A 22,779-nucleotide genomic window follows, 5' to 3' on the forward strand; every position below is an offset into this window, starting at 1 on the left:
CAGGCGTCATGGCGAGTCGCCCAGGCGTCATGGCGAGTCGCCCAGGCGTTCATGGCGAATCACCGAAGCGTCATGGCGCGTCGTCGCCGCGCCATGGGCCAATCGCCCAGCGGCACGTGGCGCGCCCGGGAGGCGGTCAGGAGGTCGCGCGCCCAGGTCGCCTGGCGCTCGCGCCTCCCGCCCCGCGGACGGCTGGCATCAGTTCCAGAAGGAGCAGGTGCCGTCGACGCACCCGCAGGCGAGCCCCGGGCTGGTGCAGTCGCAGGTCGAGACGCCGCCGCTCAGGGCGGGGTTGTGGCAGAGCTCGCCGCCGCAGCCGCCAATGGAGCAGTCGGCGTCCGTGGTGCACGCGTCGCCGCTGTTCCGGATGCAGAGCCCGCTGACCGGCGTCCTGTCGCCCGAGGCCGCCTCGATGCACGCCTCGAGCTCCGGCGTCTGCCGCCAGCCGCACGCGCCCGACGCGTCGCGCTCGCACCTGCTGTGCGCCGGATAGCACGAGTACTCGTCCCGGTACTCGCAGGTGGTCACCACGTCCTCGTCGGCGCAGATCTCCCCGCTGCAGCCAGTCACCACGCAAGACCCGGGCTCGGCGGGCTCGCCCCCCTCGTACTCGAGGCACCATTCAAGCTTCGGCGTCTGCTGCCAGCCGCACGCGCCCGACGCGTCGCGCACGCAGATGCCGAATTCCGCATAACACGCGTACTCCTCTCGGTACTCGCAGTCGGTGACCACGTCCTCGTCGGCGCAGATCTGCCCGCTGCAGCCGGTCACCACGCACGGCGCGGGCTCGGGGGGCTCGCCGCGCTTCTCCGCGAGGCACGCCTCGAGCTCCGGCGTCGGCCGCCAGCCGCACTCGCCCGACGCGCCGCGCTCGCAGACGCCGAGCTCCGCGTAACACGCGTACTCCTCGCGGTACTCGCAGGTGGTGATCACGCCCTCGTCGGCGCAGATCTGCCCGCTGCAGCCCGTCTCGATGCAGGCCCCAGGGACGCCGCCCGCAGACCCGCCTCCCCCGGGACCACCCCCCGTCGCCCCGCCGCCGCCAGCTCCGGGCCCGCCGTCGCCCGGAGTCTGACAGCCCTTGCCCTCGGCGCCGGTGAGCAGGGGTACGAAGAGCACGAGCATCGCTGCAAGGAATCGATGACGGTTGCCGAACACATCCATGGTCAAGCCTCCTATCCTGCGACCGACCGTGGCACCCGACAGCCGCTGGCGCCAGCGGCCGCCTGTCGCTTCACAGCCCTGTGCCCCGGCGTCGTCGGACGCGTGAACGCGGCGCTCCCGCCATGCGCGATCAGCTCCCACAAGGGGAACGAGCCGCTCTCGGGCCCCGTGCGCCCACCCCCGGATCCGCGCGCACACGCAGCGACGAGGCGCACGCTTTGCGGCTGCCAGCCGTGGCAGCCCGCGGCTGCACACTCTGGCACAGGCCCAGCGTACACCGCGAAATCCGCCGGGTTTTCGCTGCAATTTGCCTGGCCTGCCGCTTGCTAAGTGCGCCGGACGCGGGACTTCCCAAGTGCAACGGACACCGGCGAAAAGCATGACGCTCTGTGTCTTGTCGTGAACGAGGTGACCATGACCTTCCTGTCTAGAACTTACGCGCGCTGGCTCGTCCTCGCGACGGCAGCGGCATCGGCCGGGCTCACCGGCTGCCAGGGAGGCTCCACGACGGGGCCTTCACCCGATGACGCGCAGACCGACTTCATCTCGGGCAATCCGAGGAACCCCGGCGGGAGAGACAACTCGGAGGGGGACGACGCCGGCGGCAGCACGGGCGCCGGCGGCGGCGCCGGGGCCCCGACGGCCGACGATGGCGGCGACGGCGGCGCCGAGCGCGCGATCACCGAGGCCGACATCATCCAGGTCCACGACGGCAAGCTCTACGCGCTCTCGCAGTACTCGGGGCTCAGCATCATCGACATCTCGCGGCGCGACCGTCTCAGGCTCGTCGGGCGCTACGAGGCGAGCGGGATCCCGTTCGAGATGTACCTGCGCGACGGGGTCGTCTACGCGATGTTCTCGTCGTGGGGACAGTACCTCTACAACGAGGCCGACGGCTCGTACACCTTCGAGCAGACGAGCCGAATCGAGGCGCTCGACGTCTCCGACCCGGCGAACATCGCCTCGATCGGGTCGTTCAACCTGCCGGGCAGCATCTCCGACTCCCGCATCGTCGGCGACGTGCTCTATGCCGTCACCTTCGAGGATGGGTATTGCTGGGGGTGCTCGGGGACGCGGAACACCACCGTCACCTCCCTGGCCGTCGGCGACCCCGCCGAGATCACCGTCGTCGATCAGCTCACCTACGACGACGAGGATCCCTACGGTTACGGGTGGCAGCGCAGCGTGAGCGTCACCGCAGATCGCATGTACGTCGCCGGCATCGAGTGGAACGGCACCGACGAGGGACACTCCACCATCCAGGTCATCGACATCTCCGACCCCGGCGGCGACCTCGTCGAGGGCACGAGCGTCGAGGCCGTCGGCCAGATCCAGAGCCGCTGGCAGATGGACGAGCACGAGGGCGTCCTCCGCGTCATCAGCCAGCCCGGCCTCTGGTGGAACAACGCGGCGAAGCCCGGCGTCCAGACCTTCACCGTCGCGTCCTCGCAGGAGCTCACGCCCCTCGGGTACACCGAGCTCACCCTGCCCCGGCCCGAGTCGCTGCGCTCCGTCCGCTTCGACGGCGACCGCGCCTACGCGATCACCGCCGAGCAGACCGACCCGCTGTTCACCATCGACCTCAGCGACCCCGAGAACCCCGCCCAGCTCGGCGAGCTCGAGATGCCCGGGTGGGTCTACCACATGGAGCCGCGCGGCGATCGCGTGCTCGCGCTCGGGTTCGACAACGCCGCCGCCGAGGGCGCGCTCCACGTCTCGCTCTTCGACGTCTCGGATCTCGCGAACCCCACGATGCTGGAGCGCGTCCACTTCGGCGGCGACTGGGGCAGCTTCGCCGAGGATCAGGACCGGATCCACAAGGCCTTCACCATCCTGGACGACCTCGGCGCCCTGCTCGTGCCGTTCAGCGGCTGGGAGTACGACGAGAACGGGTACGGCTGCGGCGCGTACCGGAGCGGCATCCAGCTCATCGACTTCACGGCCGACACGCTCACGAAGCGCGGCGTCGCCCCCGCGCGCGGCCAGGCGCGCCGCGCCTTCGTCCACGACGAGAGGCTCTTCGCCGTCTCCGACCAGGAGGTCGGGACGTTCAGCATCGATGACCGCGACGCCCCCGTCGCGACCGCCGATCTCGCCCTCGCGACCGTCGTCAGCAACGCGGTCACCACCGGCGACCTCGTCGTGCGCATGAGCGCGGACTGGTGGACGAACCGCGCGCAGCTCGAGGTCGTGTCCGCCGCGGATCCGACCCGCGCCGAGCCGCTCGGGCGGCTCGACCTCTCGACGCTGACGTCCGAGTCGCAGGGCGACTGCTACGGCTCCGGCCTCGCCGAGGCGCGCGTCTTCACGCACGGGCAGCACGCGTACCTGCTCTGGCCCACGTACACGGACTGGACGAAGACGAACCTCGCCGTCATCGACCTGACGAACCCCGCGGCGCCCCGGATCGCCAGCCAGCGCGAGCTGCCGTTCAGCAGCAACGCGCTGTACGCCGGCGGATATTACGGCGCCGTCCTCCAGGCGGGCGACGCGGTGGTCCAGGCAGGGAGCACCCTCGTGCTCCGCAACGCGAACGACACCTATTACTACTACGACGACGTCTACTACGAGGGCAGCAGCGGCACCGGAGCGCCGAAGCCCTCCGAGGCGTCGCTCGAGATCATCGATCTCTCCAACCCCTCGAGCCCGGCGCACCGCACGGTGGCGCTGCCCGAGGGCGCTGGCCACACCGCCCTCCTGATCGACGGCACCACCGTGCTGACCTCGCACTGGGTGCCGCTGCCCGACGATCCCTCGAGGGCGCGCTTCTACCTCGACCGCATCGACGTGGCCGACCCGTCCGCGCCGGTCGTGCGGACGCCGGTCAACGTGCCCGGCTCGCTGCTCGCCTTCGACGGCGCGTCCCGACGCGCGCTCACGGTGGACTACGAGACGGTCGAGTTCGCGGCGGCGGACTACGCGGCGTGCTACGGCGTCTTCGCCGAGGCCCGGTTCGAGCCGACGAACCAGGAATCCTGGGAAGGCCCCGGCGTGTGCACGGGGACGCGCCGCACGCTGAAGCTCCTCGACGTCGGCGACACGACCGCGCGGCTGCGCGACGAGAGCTCGCTGCCGGACAACCGCCGGATCGCGCAGGTGCTCGCTGGCGATGACCGGGTCTTCATGTACACCGCCGGGAACTACATCGTGGCCGACAGCGACCGTGAGAGCTCGACCGGTATCCTCGTGGCGAGCGGGCTGGAGGCAGGCAGCATCGACGTCGCCACCCAGCCGCTCGAGGACCTCGACTACGGCTGGCCGATCCTCGCGGACGACGCGCGCCTCGTCATCGCGAGCTACAACCCGCCGTCGATCGCCGTCCTCGACGCGGCCGATCTCGACGAGCTGACGTACGAGACGAAGGGCGAGCTCTCGTCGTACACCCACCGGGTGACGATCTCCGGCGATCGCGCGCTCTGCTCGCTCGGGCACTACGGGCTCGAGATCGTCGACCTCGGCGACTGATCCTCGCGCCGCGCCCCCGCTGCTCGCCCCGGGCAGCGGAGGCGCAGCCCCGCTCCCCTCCCCGTGGGGCTGCCCGATCTCCTGCACCGAACCCCACACGTACACGGCCCCTGAGCTCAGCAGCAGCCCGGGCAGGAGCAGCGGCCGGGACGTCCCGCTTGGCGCGGGCGCCTGGGTGCGGCACACAAGGAGCATGGGCAGAGCCGAGCTCGGACAGCTGATCGATCGCGACGACCTCGACGCCTCGGACGGCTCGCGAGGCCGCCTCTCGATCGCCGTCCCGGCCGCGTGGACGCGCGGCGGCGCGGACCTCGAGATCGCCGTGCCCGCGCGCATCACGTGCGCCCGCTGCGACGGCGGCGGCTGCGACAGCTGCGCGCGGAGCGGCGCCCACCGCGCGCCGTCGGAGCTCGCCGCGAGGACGCTGCGGCTCCGCCTGCCCGCCGACCTCACCGGCGGCGCGACGCTCCGCCTGGTGCGCCCCTTCGGCGAGCACGCCCCCCTCGATCAGCTCCTCGTCGACATCCGCGCCGCCAGCGCGGCGTCGCCGGGCGTGCGCTGCGTTGCGCCGCCCCCGTCGGACGCGCTGGCGCGCCCTGCGAGCGAGCGCGGCGGTCGCCTGCGCGCGCTCGGCGCGCAGCTCAGCGCGCCGGCCGTCCTCGCGACCCTCGCCGCGATCGCGGCGGTCGTGGGGCTCCTGTTCGGCCGCTGAGCGCGCCGCGCGCGCCTCGCCCGCCGCGCGGGCCTCGCCTGCCGCGCGCGCCGTCTGCCCAGCGCGCGCAGCGCCGCGGAGCCGGCGAGAGCGCCCGCGGCAGACGCAGGCGCGGCCGCGCGGGGCCTCGCTGCCGTGCGTTGCCCATGCTAGCGAGAGGCCCGCGGAAGCGCGCGGACGTCGACCGCGCCGCGACGGCCGCGGACGGAGAGCAAGCACATGAGCCTCAGCGAGCCCTTGCGGGCCAGGATCGCCACCATCATCCGCGAGAACGACGTCGTCCTGTTCATGAAGGGGACGCGGTCGATGCCGCAATGCGGCTTCTCCGCCACGGTGGTGGGCATCCTCAACGAGCACCTGCCCGAGTACCAGACCGTGGACGTCCTCTCGGACCCGGCGCTGCGCGACGGCATCAAGGAGTTCTCGAGCTGGCCGACGATCCCGCAGCTCTACATCCGCGGCGAGTTCGTCGGCGGCTGCGACATCGTCAAGGAGCTGCACGCGACCGGGGAGCTGGTGAAGACGCTCGGGCTCGAGCAGGGCACGCCGCAGGCGCCGCCCTCGCTCCGCGTGACCCCCGCGGCCGCCGCCGCGTTCCAGTCCGCGCGGGAGTCCGACGCCGACTTCGTGCACATCGAGATCGACCCCTCCTACACCTACAGCCTCTACTTCGGCCCGCGGCAGGCCGGCGACGTCGAGGTCGAGGCGGGCGGCGTGGTGTTCCTCCTCGACCGCGCGAGCGCGCGGCGCGCCGAGGGGCTGTCGATCGACTTCGTCGACGGCCCCTCCGGCGGCTTCAAGCTGGAGAGCCCGAACGAGCCGCCGCGGGTCAAGCAGCTCTCGCCCACCGCGCTCAAGGCGATGCTCGACGGCGGCGAGCCGCTCGAGCTCTTCGACGTCCGCACCGCGCAGGAGCGCGCGATCGCGAAGATCGAGCGGGCTCGCCACCTCGACCAGGAGGGGCAGCGGTACCTCGACGCGCTCCCCAGGGACGCGCGGATCGTCTTCCACTGCCACCACGGCGGGCGCAGCCAGGCCGCCGCCGAGCACTACCTCGCGAAGGGCTTCAAGAACCTCTACAACCTCGAGGGCGGGATCGACGCCTGGTCGCACAAGGTCGATCCGTCGGTGCCGCGCTACTGAGGACCGACCGCCTCGCGCGCGCTGTGCGCTCGCGACGACGAGCGCACGGCGCGTCGCGCCTTGCCTGAATTTTCCACCCACACTCCGCGATCTCGTCGGTCCTTCAGGGCCGCCGTGGGATCATGTATGCCTGCCGTGTGGGAGCCGACGATCAGTCGACGATCAGGGCGCACGACGCGGTGCGGGCACCGGCGGAGACGGCGACGCCTGGCCTCGTGGTCATCTTCACCCGCGGGCAGCCTGCTTGCGCGCCGATCCCGCTCGGGGACGGCGCGGTCACGCTCGGTCGCGCGCCGGCGGACGACGTCGTCGTCGTCGAGGACGACCAGGTGTCGCGCCGGCACGTCCGCGTCTCCCTCCTGGCCCAGGGCATCGAGGTCACCGATCTCGGCAGCAGGAACGGCACCTTCGTCGACGGCAAGCAGGTCGAGCGCCAGCTCTTCCCGGCGCTCCCGCGCGTGCTGCGCGTCGGGAGCACGCTGCTGCGCTTCACCGCGGACATCGCGCCGTTCCAGCGGGGCGGCGTCCTGGAGCACGAGGACGGGCTGGTCGGCCCCACGCTCCGGCAGGCGCGCGAGAAGATCCAGCGCGCGGGGGCGCGCGGCGACACGCTGCTGCTCACCGGGCCGAGCGGCTCGGGCAAGGAGCTCGCGGCGCGCGCCTTCCACGCGGCGACCGGGCGCGGCGGGCCCTTCGTGGCCGTGAACTGCGCCGCGATCCCCGAGGGGCTCGCGGAGCGGCTGTTCTTCGGGGCGCGCCGCGGGGCGTACTCGGACGCGAACGCCGACGCCGAGGGCTACGTGCAGGCCGCGCACGGCGGCACGCTGTTCCTCGACGAGGTCGCGGAGCTCGACCCGTCGGTCCAGCCCAAGCTGCTCCGCGTCCTCGAGACACGCGAGGTCATCGCGCTCGGCGATACGCGCCCGCGCAAGGTGGAGTTCCGGCTCTGCGCGGCCACCCTGAAGGAGCTCCAGGCCGAGGTCGCGGCGCGCCGCTTCCGGGAGGACCTCTACTACCGCATTGGCCGGCCGGAGGTGCGGATCCCGGCGCTGTCGGAGCGGCTCGAGGAGCTGCCGTGGTTGGTCGCGGCGGAGCTCCGGCGCGACGGCGCGCGGCTCGCGCCGAGCGCCGCGTTCCTGGAGGCCTGCGCCCTGCGCGCGTGGCCCGGCAACGTGCGGGAGCTGCTCCGCGAGGTGCGGCAGGCGGCCCTCGCGGCGCGCGAGGCGGGGCGCGCCGCGGTGGAGGCGTCGGATCTCGCGCCGTCGGCGGGCCTCGACATCACGGAGGTCGCGCGGCGCACGCCGGCGCCGGTGGAGATGCGGCGGGTCGCCATCGAGATGGCGTTGCGGCGCGAGCAGGGGAACGTCTCGCGCGCGGCCCGCTCGCTCGGGATGCACCGGAACCAGCTCCGCCGCTGGCTCGTCCGCCACGGCCTCGACGCGGCGGCGTTCGCCGGCGCGCGCACGGGCAAGGACGAGGAGACCTCCGGCGAGGACGCTGGCCGCCGCGAGCCGTCCTGAGCGAACCGCCGAGCAGGCGAGCGGATGAGCGGTTGAATCCGGCGCTCGATACCCCAGAGTGATCCGGGAGCAACGACGGGAATCGGGAAGGAACGCTGCACTGTTCCTGACCTCTCGCCCGCGTCGGACGTCTCGTTCTTTTACCGCGCCACCGGGTCACCGAGCCTCCGCGGTACGCAGGACGGTGGGCTGCTGCGGTGAACCATGCGAAGGAGCCTCCATGAGCTCAGGAATCGGGTATCGAACCACGGATCTCTGCGATGAGCACCCGGACGCCGTCGTCGTCGCCGACCCCGTCTTCCGGGACTACGGCGGAGCGCGCCTGTTCCACGGGCGCGTCGCCACGGTCAAGGTCCACGAGGACAACGTGCTCGTCCGCAAGACGCTGGAGGAGCCGGGTCAAGGGCGGGTGCTTGTCGTCGATGGAGGCGGGTCCCTCCGCTGCGCGCTCCTCGGCGACAACCTCGCCGAGATCGCCCTCCAGAACGGCTGGGCCGGGCTGATCTTGTATGGCTGCGTCCGCGACGCGGAGGCGCTCGCCCGACTGCCGATCGGCGTGAAGGCCCTGGCGACGCACCCGCGAAAGAGCGGCAAGAAGGGCGCTGGCGAGCGCGATGTGCCCGTGACGTTCGCCGGGATCACCTATGTTCCCGGCGGATTCGTCTATGCCGATCACGACGGGATCCTCCACGCACAGAAGCAGCTAGCCTGAGGCGCTCGGCCGCCGCGCGGGGCAAAAACGCACGTGGACGAGCAATTTCGCCACACCTCCCGGCGGGGTGAACTGCGGTGGTTGCTCCAGGATTGCTGTGCTCGGCTCCGGCCGGGACGCGCGGACGTCGCGCGCTGCGTCGAAGCGCGCTGCCTGGCGCGGCAGATGCATCAGGCCGGAACACGCGGAGCTACCAACACCTCGTACCTACGGGAGGAAAAAGAATGAGCAACATCACGTCCGACCTGAAGAGCGATCTGACCAAGAGCCTGGAGTCGCTTCAGACCCTGCGCGACGAGATCCGGGTCAGGCTCCATCTTGCTGGCATGGAGGCGAAGGACGCCTGGGGGAAGCTGGAGCCCACGCTCCTCGACGCCGAGAAGCTGGCCGAGGACGTCTCGGAGACCTCGCGGAACGCGCTGCGCGACATCCTGGAGAAGGTGAAGGAGTTCCGCTCGTCGCTCCCCTCCTGATCGCCGGGATCGAAGCGCGCTTGTCCGCGTGAGCGGCGCCGCTGGCGGCGTTCACCAGGGCCCCTGAGCTCTGGTGATCACCGCCAGCCTTGTTTTGTGCTCCTGGCTGCATCCCGGCGCGGGATCACCCGCGCAGCGCCGCGGACACGGCGCGCGCGACGTTGCCCCACCGGGGATCCGCGGCGCAGGCCGCGAGCCGCTCCCCCACCACGTGGGAGCGCCGGTGATCGAGGAAGCCGGGCGGCCGCGGGAAGGTCGTGAGCGGCGCGCGCAGGATCGTCTTCTCGACCTGCCCCAGCATCGCCGTGTTGTGGACGAAGCCGAGCCCGCTCTGGATGTCGGCGAGCGTGGCGCTCGGATGAGCGCCCCACGGCGGGACGACGGCCGCGAGCGCGGCGGCGGGCGCCTGGTTCACCGCGATCACGCCGTAGCGGAGCTCGAGCAGGGCGCGGTCGAGCGCGGCGGCGACGGCGGGGTCCTCCTCGCTGATCGGGTGCGCCACGATCGACGCGCTCAGGGTGCCGTGGAGCCGGTCGTTGCAGAAGCGCGTCGCCGCATCGAGGAACTCCACCGGGTCGCTCGAGCCGACCTCAACGATCGAGAGGAGGCCGCAGCGCGGCTCGGTCGAGAACAGCGGCTCGTCGGCGTCCGAACCGGACAGGCCCGTGATCAGCGTCCACGGAAGCTCGCCGGGCCCGGGCTCGCCGATGCGCACGACCCCCCGCGGCAGCGGCACGTCGGCGGAGCCCTCGAGGCGCTCGCGCTCGAGCGGCGCGCGCCCGGCCGTGAGCGCGGCGTGCCGCGCCCCGGCCTCCAGGTGGGCGGGGCGCCGCGGGGGGACTGCGGCGAGCGCGCGGTGGAGCATCCGGAGGAGCAGCGCTCGCTGCACGAAGCCCCTGGGCAGCACGAGGACCTGCGCCTCGTGGCCGGCGAGCGAGGCGTTGCTCACGATCTGGCGCGCGAGGAGCCTCGCCTGGAACCAGAGCTCGTCCTCGCCGTAGAGCCACGGCGTCACGACGACCGGGGTGACGCCGCCGAGCGTGGAGAAGATCGGCTTGTCGAGCAGCCGCTCTCCCGACGCCCGCCGGAGCGCCTGCGCGGGGCCCGGCGGCCCCCAGACGAGCGCGTCGTGCGCGGCCGCCGAGCCGGCGACGTGGACCTCGGCGACGGCGGGGTGGCGTGCGAGGTAGGCGCCCGCGTCGGCGCCGCCGTAGACGAAACGGAGGAGCCCGCGCGAGACGAGCGGCGCGAGGGCGCGCTCGAGGATGGCGCCGAGGGGCGCGCTGCGCGGGCTCATCGCGAGCGCCACGACCCGCCCGTCGACGAACAGCTTGTGGAGGGCGTCCCGGAGGGGGACGCCCGCGACGTCGTCCGCGCCGAGCACCAGCGCGACGCCCCCCTCGGGATCGCGCTGCTGATAGAAGCGCGCTTGCCCCTCGCGGACGCCGGCGGGGGTCGCGCCGGGCAGCATCAGCGCGCGCGCGCGGACGGGCCCGTGGAGCGCGCTGTCGCGAAGACGCGTGGGGAACACCTCCACCTCGACGCGTCCGTCGGCGCGGGCGCGCAGCGCGTCGCGCCCGAGCCGCGGGCGGCCGCGCGCGGCGATGTCGTCGAGCGCCTCGGCCAGGAGGCGCACGTGCGAGAGCGTCGGCCACGGCCCCGCGAGCCACGCCGCGCCGCTCGCGGCCGAGCCGGGATCGATCCCCATGACGGCGCACGAGGCCTCGACCTGCGGGCGCGCGGCGACGAGCAGGCCCGGGAGCAGCGAGCGGAGCAGGGACGCCTTCTCGCGCGGCGGCATGCGCGCGAACCCGAGCGCCGCCTCGCCGAGCTCGGACAGCGCGCGATCGAGCTCTACCGGCGGTGTCTCCGGTCCGAGCGGGGCGCCGAGATCCGCCGCCGGCGCGGCCGCGGCGTCGCTGACAGGGGGAAATCCGGGCGCGGGAGCGGCGGCGGCGACATCGGGGACAGGCAGCATCGGCGGGGAAGACTACAGGCTGGAGATCGTGCGCGCGAGCGCAGCGGCGGGCCTCGGCGTGCGTATGGCCGGCCTGCTCGGGATTCGGTACAGTCCTCCGCCATGGATTGCGCTTTCAGCACGGGTCGGGGCTCCGCGCGCGCGCCCGCCTCCAGGATCGCTCCCCGCTCGGCGGCTTGCGGTCTCCTTCTCGGCCTCGGCGCGCTCCTCCTCGCGCCCGTGTCGGCGGCGCAAGAGCCCGCTCAGCCGCTCCCGCAAGGCCAGGGGCAGCCCGGCGGAGCCGCCCAGCCGCCGACCGGGTACCCGCAGCAGCAGGGTTATCCCCAGCAGGGGTACCCCCAGCAGCAAGGCTATCCCCAGCAGGGTTATCCCCAGCAGCAGGGCTATCCGCAGCAAGGGTATCCCCAGCAGGGTTATCCCCAGCAGCAGGGCTATCCGCAGCAAGGGTATCCCCAGCAGGGTTATCCGCAGCAGGGGTACCCCCAGCAGCAAGGCTATCCCCAGCAGGGTTATCCCCAGCAGCAAGGCTATCCCCAGCAGGGTTATCCCCAGCAGCCGCCCGGCTACGGTCCTGCGTACGCCTTACCGGAAGGACCGCCGCCGCCCCCGAGGCCGCCCGAGGCCACCTGCTGCCGCTGGTCGGTCCGCTACAACGCCCTGGATCTCCTGTTCGGAAGGATGACCTTCGAGGGCGAGATCGCCGTCCTCGGACCGCTCAGCATCGGCATCACCCCGTCGTGGATCTGGGGCTCGCTCGAGGACGCGCGGCTCGACACGACCGGATACGCGCTCGCGGTCGACGTCGGTGTCCACGTGGAGGGCAAGCCGCTCCAGGGGTTCTGGGTCAAAGGACGCGTCGGGTACGAGTCGTTCGAGGCGGTCTTCACCCCCAACCCCCGGGCCCCGGCGGTCACCGGGAAACGCGACGTGAGCAGCGCCGTCCTGGGCCTCATCATCGGGAGCACGAACATCTTCGGCCGCGACGGCGGGTTCGCCATGTCGGGGGGGTTCGGGCTCGGCGTCGCGCTCGCCCCTCCGGAAGAGCTCACGATAAACGGCAGGCCCGTGGACGTGTTCTACGACAAGATCGAGAAGATCAAGCTCATGGGGTCGCTCTCGCTCGGCGTCGCGTACTGATCGCGTCCGCTGCGCCCTGATCGGCGGCAAAGCGGCCTTACCGGGGAGGGGCGCGCGCCGACGGACGACCGGCGCCGGCCACAGAACTTGGCCCTGCGCGCGGCGCCGTGGGACGTCTGCACCATGCCCTCTCGCATCGCCCGCCGCCCCGGGCCGGCGCTGCTGCTCCCGTTCCTGGCGGCGCTCGTCGCCCTCGCCTTCGCCCTCCCGGCGCGCGCGTGGGTCGAGGTGCACGTCGCCGGGGACGACGCGCGGCTCGCGATCGACCGGGCCGGCGCCGCCCGGGTCGAGCACAAGGTCACGCTGAAGATCTCGGGCGGGCCGCTGCGCGCGCTCGACATCAAGGGTGTCGACCCCGACGCCGAGCTCGACCAGGGGAGCTACGCCGTGCCCTTCAAGGCCGCGGCCGCAGGCTCGCTCACGGACGCGACGCCGGTCGCGCTCGAGTTGCTGCCGCCCGACCTGCGCCCGCGCGAGGACGGCACGCGCCCGCCGCCGACGCTGCGGGCCCGCTTCGACGGCAAGGGCCTGAGCCGCGGGGTGTTCGTGGTCTTCTTCCGCTACCGCACGGACCTCATGAAGCGAGGGCTCATCCAGCAGGACGGCCCGAGCTCCCGCGTCTCGTGGACGGGCCCCCTCTGGGACGACGGCTACGACTCGGCGCGGCTCACCGTCGAGCTCCCCGCCGCGCCCGACGAGCCGCGCGTCGACGAGGCGGGCGACGCGGCGGGCTCCGACGCGCTCGGGGCGCCGATGACGCTCTCCACGCTGCGCCGCGCGCTCGACAAGGACGAGCTCGAGCTGCTCCGCCCCTACGCCCCGAAGGGCGAGCCGATCCGGTGGGCGGTCCGCGCCGACGCGCGCGCCTTCCAGCCCGCGCCCGCCGCGGCGACGCCCGGCGCCGACGGCATCGGGCGGCTGGCGGACGCCGCGGCCGCGAGCCCCGATCGCAGCCGCACCCTCTACATCGCCGCCGGCGTCGCCCTCTTCGCGCTCTACAGCGCGCTCGTCGCGCTCAAGGCGCGCGAGCACGAGCGCCTCGCGCGCGCCGCGGGCGTGGCGCCGCGGCCCCTCGTCCCGATCCCGCTCGCCCCGCGCGCCGCCCTCGCGGGGCTCGCGCTCGTGGCGGGCGTCGCCCTGGAGCTCCTGCTCCGGGACGGCACGGCGGGCGCCGCGCTCGTGGCCGCGGCGACCGCGCTCGCCGCGCACCGCACCCCCCGCCCGGAGCGCGCCGGCGGGGCCCTGCGGCGCCCCGGCAAGTGGCTCCCCGTCGCGGAGGCCGAGGCCTTCCGCGCGCCGCCGCGGGCGCGCGGCGTCTACCTCGACGTCTCGACGCGCGCCGGCAAGGCGCTGCTGGTCGCGCTGCTCGCGGCGCTCGGCGCGGGGGTCCACGCGCTGGCCGGCGCGTCGCCGTACCACGCGCACCTCCTCGCGCTCGACGCGACGGCGCTGCTCGCGATCTTCTGCACCGGCCGCCTCGCCGAGCTCCCCCCCGATCCGGCGGCCCGGCCGGTCGCGTTCCTGCGCGACGTCGCGCGCCGCGTGCGGCGCACGCTGAAGGCGCCCGCGAGCGCGGCGCCCGCCGCGTCGAAGGCGCCTGCGGGCGCGGCGGCCAAGGCGGCCGCCGGCGCGACGGCCAGGGCGCCCGCCGGGGCCGCGGCGAAGGCGCCGGCGCGCGCCGCGGCGGGGGCCACGGAGCTCCGCGTGGTCGGCCGCCTCCGCATCCCCGACGGCAGCCCGGACGCCGACGAGCTCCGGCTCGGCCTCGCGCCGCGCGCCGCGCTCCCCGGCTTCGTCGCGATCGAGGTCGGCGTCGTCTACGCGCCCGGCGCCGGCGGCGCCATCGGGTTGCCCGAGGTCCTGCTGCGCGTCGCCCCGGGCTCGCCCTGCGAGCGCGCCGTCGAGCGGCTCGCGAGCAGCGGCCGGTCGTCGCGCGGCCGGCGCCCCGGCGAGCGCGTGCTCGCGTTCACGCCGCGGCTGCCGACCGCGCGGATGACGGCGGCCATCGCCGCCGCGCTCGTCCGCGCCGTCTCCACCCCGCCCGCGGGCGCCACGCCGAACAAGCCGCAGGGCGCCAGCGCCTCCGGAGCGCCTCGCGCGCCGCGCCCCGGCAAGAAGGCGATCTCCGCCGCCGCGTAGCGCGCGCTCCCTCGGACGCCAGGCACGCCCTTCCTCGCGACGACGACAACGGATCCGCGGCGCGCGCCTGCGCGCTCACGGCCACGACGGCGAGCTCACCGTTCGCGTCGTGAGGAGGCCGTTCACGCTCCGCGTGACGGACGCGGCCGGCCAGACGAGCGAGGATACCGGGTTTCCGCTCTCCGGGAACGGAGAAAAAGGCGGCAAATCGCGGCTTCAACCCTGCCTGTTGGCCTACCTGCCTGCCTTCGCGAGGCCCGTCCCGCCACGAAGCTCCGAATTTCTTGAGACTGGCACTCTTCCAAGTCAGTGTGTCCAGGTGCGACGCGGGCGCGCATCACCGCAGCGCGCCGTGCTTGCACGCGCCCCCACACGAAAGAGACGACAGCGACGTGCGTGGCGAGGGCGCCCCTCCGACGCTGACCCCGACGGCATGCGAAGAAAACGCGGACGCTCCACTCGAGCGTATAGCGAGAGCTCACCCGAGCATGATAATCTCGACCTGATCATCTTTGTCGCGCAGAACAGCGCTGGAACGGATCGAATCATGCAAGGGGTCGGCGCTCCCGCTGTCTCTGCAGCGAGGGCTGAGCGGTCAGTCGACGCTCGCGGACCTGCATCGGCCGGATGAGAAACGCTGGAGTACGGTCACACGGCATTTTTACACATGCGTGACCGGCCCCGGCGGAGCTCTGCTCTGGCCTCGTCATCTCTTGATGTCGGCTGTCGTCGGACAGGCCCCAACGGACCGGGAGCGATCATGGCAAGAAGACGCGTCATCCCCACATTCACGTCCTCATCGCTGTGCGCGGGCGCCGCGATCTGCGCCTCGCTCGCCGCGGGCGACGCCCGGGCGGCGTATCGCTTCGACGCCACCGAGGCGGCGTTCGACGCGACGTACGCGGCGACGCCCATCGACGTGACGGGCGTCGTCGTCGACGAGGCGGGGTCGCCGATCGCGGGCGCGGAGGTGACCGCCATCGGCTGGGGGAGCGGCGCCGTCAACCACGGCGAGATCGCCTTCACCGACGGCGCGGGCGCGTTCACCCTGGAGGCGCTCGCGCGGCGCTCGGTCCTCCTGCGCGTCGAGATCGACGGGTACTACAGCGAGATCATCCCCGCCGATCTGCACCGCCCGCTCTCCGCGGCGGCCGCCGACGTCGGCCGCGTCGTCCTGACCGTGCAGCGCCCCGGCCGCGCGCGGATCCTCGTGGGGGGCGACACGATGTTCGGGCGGCGCTTCGTCGACAGCGACGCCGACGGCGTCGAGGGGGAGACCGGCGACCTGATCCGCCCTGGCACGCGCGAGGCGGACGCGCGCGCCGTCCTCTCCTTCCTGCGCGACGTCCTCTCGTCGTCGGACTACACCCAGGTCAACCTGGAGTGCCCTGTCACGGCCAACCCGGAGACGCCGCACCCGTACAAGTCGTTCACGTTCTTCTCCTACCCCGAGACGGTCCGGGCCCTCGCGTTCTCCGGGGTGGACGGGGTGAGCCTCGGCAACAACCACATGTTCGATTACCTGGAGGGGGGCGTCACCGACACGCTCAGCGCCGTGCCGAACGCCGGACTCGACTGGTTCGGCGCCGGCGTCGACGAGGCGACGGCGAAGGGCACCGTGCTCTACAGGACGATCCGCGACGTCGACGTGGCCTTCCAGGGGTTCAGCCAGATCGTCAATGACGGGACGACGCTCGCGGAGTACGCGCTCACCGCCTCCGATGGGCCGCCTCCCAAGGCCGGCGCGCTCCAGCTCGGCCTCACCCAGATCAGGGACTTCATGCAGACGGACGCGGTGGGGCGCTTCGCCATCCCGGTGCTGCACGGAGGCACCGAGTACAGCGACTACCCGTCGTCCGGCATGCGGCGGCGGTTCACGCAGCTCGTCGAGATGGGCGCCGGCATGGTCGTGGCGCACCACCCGCACACGATCCACGGCATCGGGCTGCACGACGCCGGCGCCGGCCCCCGCTTCATCTTCATGTCGCTCGGCAACATGGTCTTCGATCAGGACGTCTTCGAGACGTACCAATCGTACCTCGCCGCCGTCGACATCGACGAGGCGGCGGACGGCAGCCGCGCGGTGCACCGCGTGCAGCTCATCCCGTTCCAGAACGAGGATTACGTGCCGAAGCTCGTGGGCGGCGCCTGGCTCGGCCGGGCGATCCGCCACATCGGCCACCTCTCCACGACGCTGCCGGCGGCGCCGTCGCCCGGCGACGCGGCCGACGGCCTGACCGGCGCGGTCGTGTTCGCGAGCGGCCCGCGGGCCGCCGCGGTGAGCGACCCAGCGCAGTACACGACGAACGATCAGGTCGAGACGCGGAGCGTGCCGCTCGCGAACCGCAGCACCGGGCCCGTCGCGCACCTGCGCTCGGACGCGTCGGACTCGCTCGCCGCGCTCCGGACGACCGCCGCCGCGAGCTGCGATTACGGCCGGGAGATCATGCTCTACGGCGATTTCGAGGACAGCGACGTCGACGACGCCTTCCACGAAGGCTCGATGTGGTCGATGAGCGAATACCGCTACATCGAGAACAGCGTCGTCCACGGCGGGACGGGCGCGATGGTGTTCCTGCGCAAGTCGAACAGCACCGGAGAGGTGTCGACCTACATGAACAACCGCGTCAAGTTCGAGCCCGGCCGCAAGCTGACCCTCACCGGATACCTGAAGGGCGACAACGCCGGGCAGATGCGCGCGCAGGTCTACTGGTACACGAGCGGCGGGGCGAGCGTGTCGAACAGCGTCGCGTACACGCGCGCGGCCGGCACCTACGACTGGCAGCGGTTCACCGTCGACCTCACCCCGCCGGCGAACGCGGGCTCGGTGCGGGTCTACTTCAGGGCGGCGCCGCCGGCGAGCGGCGAGGCGACCACGTTCCTCGATGACGTGTCGCTCGTCGAGTGGGAGGGCACGATCGCCGACGGCTCCCTCGGGTTCGCGTTCGCGACGCCGAACGACTGGAGCTTCGTCCGCTGCACCGCCACGAATCCGGCGCTCACGACCCTCGGCGTGACGATGACGCACCGGTCGTACACGCTGGCGCCGGCGACACCCTGAGCACACCCTCAGCGTCAGGACGCGAGAACGCCGAACTCCGACGACGCGCCGACGACCACCTCGAGGACGCGAGACCCGCACATCGACTCACGATCCCCCTGACCTCGACTTCTTCGCTCGGCCTCGGTACCATGAGCGGGCGGCGCTGCGCCGTGGACTCGACACCTGCACTGCGCCTGCGCGCCACGGACCCGCCACCATGAAGCCCTCGCGGAAGCCATCGTATCTCGCGACCCTGCTGGCGCTCGCCGCGGTCACGGCCGGCTGCGGCTCGGACCCCGAGGGCCCCGATCTCGTGTGGCCCATCGGGGGCACGGACGAGATGCAGCCGATGTCGTCGAGCTTCGGCCCCCGCCTGCAGACCTCGCGCGACGGCGTCTACGACTTTCACCGGGGCATCGATATCCCCGCCGTGATGGGCACCCCGGTGTACGCGGTCGGCGACGGCAGGGTGACGCGCGCCGGGCGCTACAACGATTTCGACGACGTCGTGGTGCAGATCGAGCACTGCGACGGGACGGGCGCGTGCTTCTACAGCACCTACGTCCACCTGACGATGCCGCTCGTCGAGCCCGGCGAGGTGGTCGGGCGCGGTCAGCACATCGGCTACACCGGCCTCGCGGCCAGCAGCCTGTTCCCCCACCTGCACTTCGAGATCCGTGAGGGAGGGACCGAGAAGGTGTACTGCGTGCACCCGCTCCGCTTCCTCCCGACGCCGCGCGGGCTGCCCCCAGCCATCGACGTGCGCCGCACCGACGAGGACTCCACGGCGAGCGTCTCGGTCGAGGTCGAGGCCACCCTGCCCGGCATCGCCCCGGGCCTCCTCGAGGTCGACGTCGCCACGTCGAACCGATCGACCGGGGAGATCATCGAGGAGCGGGGGATCAACTACGACGCGTGGAACCGCAAATACACGGCGGAGGGTGACGCCGCGGTCATCGACGACGAGAGCCTCGAGGGCATCCGGATCGAGCCGGCGAAGTTCAACGCGCAGTCCTCGACCTACGTGATCGCGTTCCGCTTCAGCAACCTCGACGGGACGGCGTCGGCCGACGACCTCCGGATCACGGCGCGCGCGCGCGACGTGAACGGCCACGTGGTCGAGGTGAGCCTGCCCTGAGGCGCGCGCGCGCGGCGAGCGCGCGGCGCCGGGTCAGGCCTCGCCGACCAGCGCCGCCATGTCCGCGGGCAGCGGCGAGGTCACCACGAACGCGGGCACCGCGTCGCTGCCGCCCCACCCGATGTAGTGCGCGTGCAGCGCGTGGCGGCTCAGCCCCTCGACCGTGGGCCCGCCGTAGAGCACGTCGCCGGCCAGCGGGTGACCCACCGACGCGAAGTGCGCCCGGATCTGGTGCCGCAGCGCCCTCGGGGCGCGCGCCTCGACGAGCTCCCAGAGCCCCGCTTGCCGCACGCGCTTGTACATCGTCGCCGCGGGCCGCGGCGCGTACCGCACGACGTCGCGCGGGTGGATGCACGGGTAGACCCGCTTCTTGTCCTTCGGGTGCGGCGCGAGCGGCACCTCGATCGAGCCCATCTCGGGGAGATCGCCGATCTGGCAGATGAGCAGGTAGCGCTTGTCGAGCCGCCCCTCCTTCAGCCCGGCGCCCAGCGCCGCGAACGCCGCGGCCGTGCGCGCCGCGAGCACGAGGCCGCTCGTGTCCGTGTCGAGCCGGTGGCACAGCCCGGGCTCCCGCGGGGAGAACCCGATCGCCGCCATCTCGGGGTACCGCGCGACCAGGGCGTTCGCGAGCGTGCCGCGCTCGCCCGGATCGAGCGGCGCGGTCGGCATCCCGGCGGGCTTGTTCACCACGACGAGGTCGTCGCGCTCGAGCACCACCTCGAGCGGCACGTCCGGGTCCGGCGTCGCCGCGCCGGAGGCCTCCGTGGGCGCGACGTCGACCTCCAGCACCTCGCCCGCCACCGCGACGTCGCCCTTCGACGCGCGCCGGCCGGCGCCGCTCTTCCCGGCCCCGTGCACGCGCACGCGCCCCTCGGAGAACAGCCGCTTCGCGCCCGCCCGCCCGAGCCCGGGCAGCATCTGCACGAGCAGCTTGTCGAGGCGCGTCCCTGCATCCAGCTCGGTGATCGTGATCTTCATAGCTCCTACGGAATCGCCCCCTGCCACCCGAGGCCGAGCGCGGGCGCCCGCCGGCTCCCGACCACGCTCTCTCCTATCACTCCCATCATGGGCAGGCCGAAGCGGTTCCACGAGGGGCGCGCGCCGCGGGCGCCGGCGAGCGCGGCGCGCGTCACGTACCACGTGACGCCCGCCCCCAGCAGAAATCCTCCGGCGGCGGCGCCGACCCAGGCCCGCTGCTGGGCCTGCGTCGGGGACTCGAAGACGAGCGGGCTGGCGAGCGCGGCGGCGCCGAGGCCGCCGAGCAGCGCGCCGACGTCGATCGTGAGGACCTGCGACGCGGTGACGTCGAGCTGCGTCGCGGCCGCGGCCGCCGCGAGCCAGCCGAGCGCGGCGCCGTAGCCCATCCCCGCGATCGGCGTCCTGTCGATGTCGCCGCGCGCCGCCCACTCGACCAGCGCGCCCAGCGTGAGCCCGAGCCCGCCGCCCGACTGCGCCATCAGCGCGCCGCCCTCGGACATGCGCCCGAGCGAGAGCCCGAGCGCCGCGAGCGTGATCCCGGCCGTGCCGCCGATGAGCCCGGAGGCCCAGCGCTCCTGGTCGGGATCCGCGGCGTGCTCCGCGAAGCGGCCCTCGTAGATCAGGTGGCCCGCGATCGTCGGCCACCACGTCCCGGACCCGAGGTACCAGGCGTCGGCCACGCCGACGTCCCACTCCTCCGCGATGATGATCGCCCCGCCGAGCCCGATGCCCGCGCCGACCGCGAGGAGCGGGTAGAGCAGGCGCGGATCGTCCGAGCCGCTCGATCGCTGGATCGAGAAGCCCACGAGGCCGCCGTAGAGCGTCGCGTTGGCCGCGAGCGTCGCCTTCCCGAGGCTGCGCGCGGGCGTGGCGAGGCGCCCGCGGCACCGCTCGGAGCAAGGCGCCTCCTCGCCGCGCGGCGGGGCCGCGCTCGCGCCGCCGTCGAGCTCGGCCACGAGGTCGCGGAGCATGACGGCGGCGCGCACCGCGAGCTCGTCCCGCGCGACGCGCTCGACGCGCACCCGCAGCGACCGCGCGCCGCCGTGCGCGAGCGCGATCCGGAGCTCGACGTCGTCGCCGCGCAGGTCGAGGCTCGGCGCGATGAAGAGCCTGTCGCTCGCGCGCGCGCGCTCCACGAGCTCGGCCTCGTCGGGCCGCGCCCGCGAGGCGACGCGGTCGGCCAGATCCACCGAGAGGCCGAGGTCCTGCGCCGTGTCCGAGAGGAGCGCGTCGAGCGCGCTCGCGAGCGGCGCCGCGCGCTCCGCGTCCTCGGGCGCGAGCGCCGTCGGGAGCACGACGGTCGGCCTCGCCGCCGGCGGCGGGCGCGCGGAGCCCGCGAGGTGCGCGGCTCCCGCGGGCTGGCCGGGGCGCGCGGGCTGCGCCGCGCCGGAGGGCTCGGCCGACGCCGTCGGCGCCGCGGCGAGCGCTGGCAGCGCCGCGGCGAGCGCCAGGGCGCGCGCGCGACCGCCGAGGTGCCAGGGATCGATCATGAGGTCGCTGCTTCGGCCCCCGGCGACGTTCGCCGCGATGGCCGCCGCCGCTCGGGGCGTCGATCAGAACATGAACGTGCCGCTCGCGAAGATGTCGAACGTGTTGCTGTCGTTGACATAGAAGCGGCGGCCGATCGCGTTGATGCTCGGGCGGTAGTTGGGGTTCGGGCTGCCGGTGACGGTGAAGCTCCCGTCCTGGTTCTGGCGGCGGCACGGCCCGGCCGCCCCGATGTCGTCCTTGTACTGCGAGTTGCACGGCTGATCGCCGCCGATGCCGTGCCCCTGGTCGTGGCGGAAGCCGACGCCGAGCTGGAACTTCACGAGCTCGGCCGCCCTCCACGTCACGCTCGCGGAGCCGCGGTACGAGCCGTACGGCTGGACGTCGCTGAGCCCCGTGAAGTACGTCCGCTGCGAGCCCTCATCGACGACCGAGGGCGCGCAGGCCCGCGGGTCGCCGCTCCGGCACGCGTTCGGGTTGTACGCCTCGTTCTGGCGGAACGACGCCCACTGCGGCTGGCGCAGCGAGCTCGCGTCGGTCGAGCCGAGCGCGTCGAACAGCTCCGAGTAGTCGCGCCCCTCGGAGTGGTACTCGCCGGTGAAGCGCAGATCCAACGTGAGCCCGGTGAACTTCTCGCGGTTCTCCCAGGGGATGATCATCATGCCGAGCATCACGGTGCCGACGAGCGGCGGGTTGTTGACCAGCGACGTCTTCAGGTCGATGAGGCCGTAGTCGCTCGACTCCTGGTGGAACTCGAACAGCGCCTTGAACCCGCCGTAGGGCTCGACGTACTTGATCCGCTTGGACAGGTACGTGTGAACCTCGAGGCCGATGGTGCCGCGCGAGACGCCGGGGTCGCGCTGCGCGATCCGCTCCCCCTCGAACGGGAGATCGGTCTGGTCGTTCCGGTTGATGTCCGTCGGATCGGCGCACTTCACCTGCCCGCTCTTCGGCGACTCGGTGCAGGCGTGCATCGGCTCGCTCACCGGGAAGCGCCCCTCGATCCCGAACAGCCACGTCGGCTTCGTCCGGTCGCGCGCCTGGTTCATGATGTTCACGTCGGCGCCGACGGCGAGGTACTCGATGCCGCTCCGGGTCGGCGACGTGAACGGCAGCGAGAAGACCTGCTCGCCCGGGGCGCCCGCGAGGGCGACGGCCTGGTGCGCGGCGCTGCCGTCGAGGTCGGTGAGCTCGCGCGAGTGGCTCAGGACGAGCGGCATCCTGAGGTAGAGCGCGAGGTCGCGGTAGACGCCGACGTCGAGGCGCATGTTGAACTTCGACGTCGCCTCGCTGTAGTTCGCGACGTTGAGCAGGTTCGACGTGTAGCCGCCCGTCGACAGCCCCGGCGCGGCGATGCTCGTCTCGCGGCGGATCTTCGCGCTCTTACTCGCGTACTCGAAGCCGAAGCTGAAGTTCAGATCGAAGTTGTCGCCCTCATCGAAGGCGTCGATGACGCTCGTGATCTCGCCCGTCTCCACCATGAGCCGAGGCTCGGTGGCGCTCCGCGGCTCGTCCGCGGCCGCGGGGGACGCCGCGAGGAGAGCCGCCGCGGCGACGGCGAGCGACGCGAGCGCCGAGCCGCAGTCCACGCGATTGGCCACGCTGATGGCGACGCGAGCAAGATGGCCTTCGCCGTACCTTCTGCCGTGCATGCTCATGGTGATCCGTCGGACGGACGCTACCGGCGGG

At 73.1% G+C, this 22,779-nt stretch carries 15 protein-coding genes; 10 read left to right on the forward strand and 5 right to left on the reverse strand.

Going from position 1 to position 22,779, the window contains the following annotated elements; genetic code table 11:
* Window positions 1-198: 198 nt before the first annotated feature.
* Complete coding sequence (locus tag WME96_RS34280) at window positions 199-1,164, reverse strand: hypothetical protein (protein ID WP_437285794.1); 966 nt, start codon at window positions 1,162-1,164, stop codon at window positions 199-201.
* 414 nt (window positions 1,165-1,578) lie between these two features.
* On the opposite strand from WME96_RS34280, the gene WME96_RS34285 reads away from it, so the two are divergent.
* From WME96_RS34285 to WME96_RS34310, 6 genes are all read left to right on the forward strand, one after another.
* The gene (locus WME96_RS34285; RefSeq protein WP_437285795.1) at window positions 1,579-4,629 is read left to right on the forward strand and encodes a beta-propeller domain-containing protein; all 3,051 of its coding nucleotides are present in this window, start codon (window positions 1,579-1,581) and stop codon (window positions 4,627-4,629) included.
* A 193-nt stretch (window positions 4,630-4,822) separates the two neighbouring features.
* The gene (locus WME96_RS34290) at window positions 4,823-5,341 is read left to right on the forward strand and encodes a hypothetical protein (RefSeq protein WP_437285796.1); all 519 of its coding nucleotides are present in this window, start codon (window positions 4,823-4,825) and stop codon (window positions 5,339-5,341) included.
* A 219-nt stretch (window positions 5,342-5,560) separates the two neighbouring features.
* Window positions 5,561-6,484 carry a Grx4 family monothiol glutaredoxin gene (gene grxD / locus WME96_RS34295; RefSeq protein WP_437285797.1) on the forward strand — a complete coding sequence of 308 codons (924 nt, stop codon included), beginning with the start codon at window positions 5,561-5,563 and terminating at the stop codon, window positions 6,482-6,484.
* Between the two features lie 137 nt (window positions 6,485-6,621).
* Window positions 6,622-8,004, forward strand: a complete 1,383-nt coding sequence (locus WME96_RS34300) for a sigma 54-interacting transcriptional regulator (protein ID WP_437285798.1) — start codon at window positions 6,622-6,624, stop codon at window positions 8,002-8,004.
* Window positions 8,005-8,224: 220 nt separating this feature from the next.
* On the forward strand, window positions 8,225-8,716 hold the full coding sequence (gene rraA / locus WME96_RS34305) for a ribonuclease E activity regulator RraA (RefSeq protein WP_437285799.1): 492 nt from the start codon (window positions 8,225-8,227) through the stop codon (window positions 8,714-8,716).
* A gap of 224 nt (window positions 8,717-8,940) precedes the next feature.
* On the forward strand, window positions 8,941-9,189 hold the full coding sequence (locus WME96_RS34310; protein WP_061611017.1) for a hypothetical protein: 249 nt from the start codon (window positions 8,941-8,943) through the stop codon (window positions 9,187-9,189).
* A gap of 124 nt (window positions 9,190-9,313) precedes the next feature.
* On the opposite strand, the gene WME96_RS34315 is transcribed toward WME96_RS34310, so the two are convergent.
* Window positions 9,314-11,167: a hypothetical protein gene (locus tag WME96_RS34315; RefSeq protein WP_437285800.1), complete on the reverse strand. Its 1,854-nt coding sequence runs from the start codon at window positions 11,165-11,167 to the stop codon at window positions 9,314-9,316.
* Window positions 11,168-11,386: 219 nt separating this feature from the next.
* Between WME96_RS34315 and WME96_RS34320 the strand changes: the two genes are divergently transcribed.
* The 4 genes from WME96_RS34320 (at window position 11,387) to WME96_RS34335 (ending at window position 18,624) form a co-directional block, all read left to right on the forward strand.
* On the forward strand, window positions 11,387-12,304 hold the full coding sequence (locus WME96_RS34320; RefSeq protein WP_437285801.1) for a hypothetical protein: 918 nt from the start codon (window positions 11,387-11,389) through the stop codon (window positions 12,302-12,304).
* 123 nt (window positions 12,305-12,427) lie between these two features.
* On the forward strand, window positions 12,428-14,443 hold the full coding sequence (locus WME96_RS34325) for a hypothetical protein (protein ID WP_437285802.1): 2,016 nt from the start codon (window positions 12,428-12,430) through the stop codon (window positions 14,441-14,443).
* A 760-nt stretch (window positions 14,444-15,203) separates the two neighbouring features.
* Window positions 15,204-17,504 carry a CapA family protein gene (locus WME96_RS34330; protein ID WP_437285803.1) on the forward strand — a complete coding sequence of 767 codons (2,301 nt, stop codon included), beginning with the start codon at window positions 15,204-15,206 and terminating at the stop codon, window positions 17,502-17,504.
* A 199-nt stretch (window positions 17,505-17,703) separates the two neighbouring features.
* Window positions 17,704-18,624 carry a M23 family metallopeptidase gene (locus WME96_RS34335; protein ID WP_437285804.1) on the forward strand — a complete coding sequence of 307 codons (921 nt, stop codon included), beginning with the start codon at window positions 17,704-17,706 and terminating at the stop codon, window positions 18,622-18,624.
* Window positions 18,625-18,657: 33 nt separating this feature from the next.
* On the opposite strand, the gene WME96_RS34340 is transcribed toward WME96_RS34335, so the two are convergent.
* The 3 genes from WME96_RS34340 to WME96_RS34350 all read right to left on the reverse strand — a co-directional run bounded on the left by WME96_RS34340 (window position 18,658) and on the right by WME96_RS34350 (window position 22,691).
* Window positions 18,658-19,602 (reverse strand): RluA family pseudouridine synthase, encoded by a 945-nt coding sequence (locus WME96_RS34340; protein ID WP_437285805.1) that lies wholly within the window; start codon window positions 19,600-19,602, stop codon window positions 18,658-18,660.
* A gap of 5 nt (window positions 19,603-19,607) precedes the next feature.
* Entirely contained in the window at window positions 19,608-21,092 is a 1,485-nt protein-coding gene (locus WME96_RS34345; RefSeq protein WP_437285806.1) for a hypothetical protein, read from the reverse strand.
* 63 nt (window positions 21,093-21,155) lie between these two features.
* On the reverse strand, window positions 21,156-22,691 hold the full coding sequence (locus tag WME96_RS34350; RefSeq protein WP_437285807.1) for a hypothetical protein: 1,536 nt from the start codon (window positions 22,689-22,691) through the stop codon (window positions 21,156-21,158).
* Between the last annotated feature and the right edge of the window lie 88 nt (window positions 22,692-22,779).

It is taken from the genome of Sorangium sp. So ce406 (assembly GCF_051474675.1).
GTDB lineage: Bacteria > Myxococcota_A > Polyangia > Polyangiales > Polyangiaceae > Sorangium > Sorangium cellulosum_G.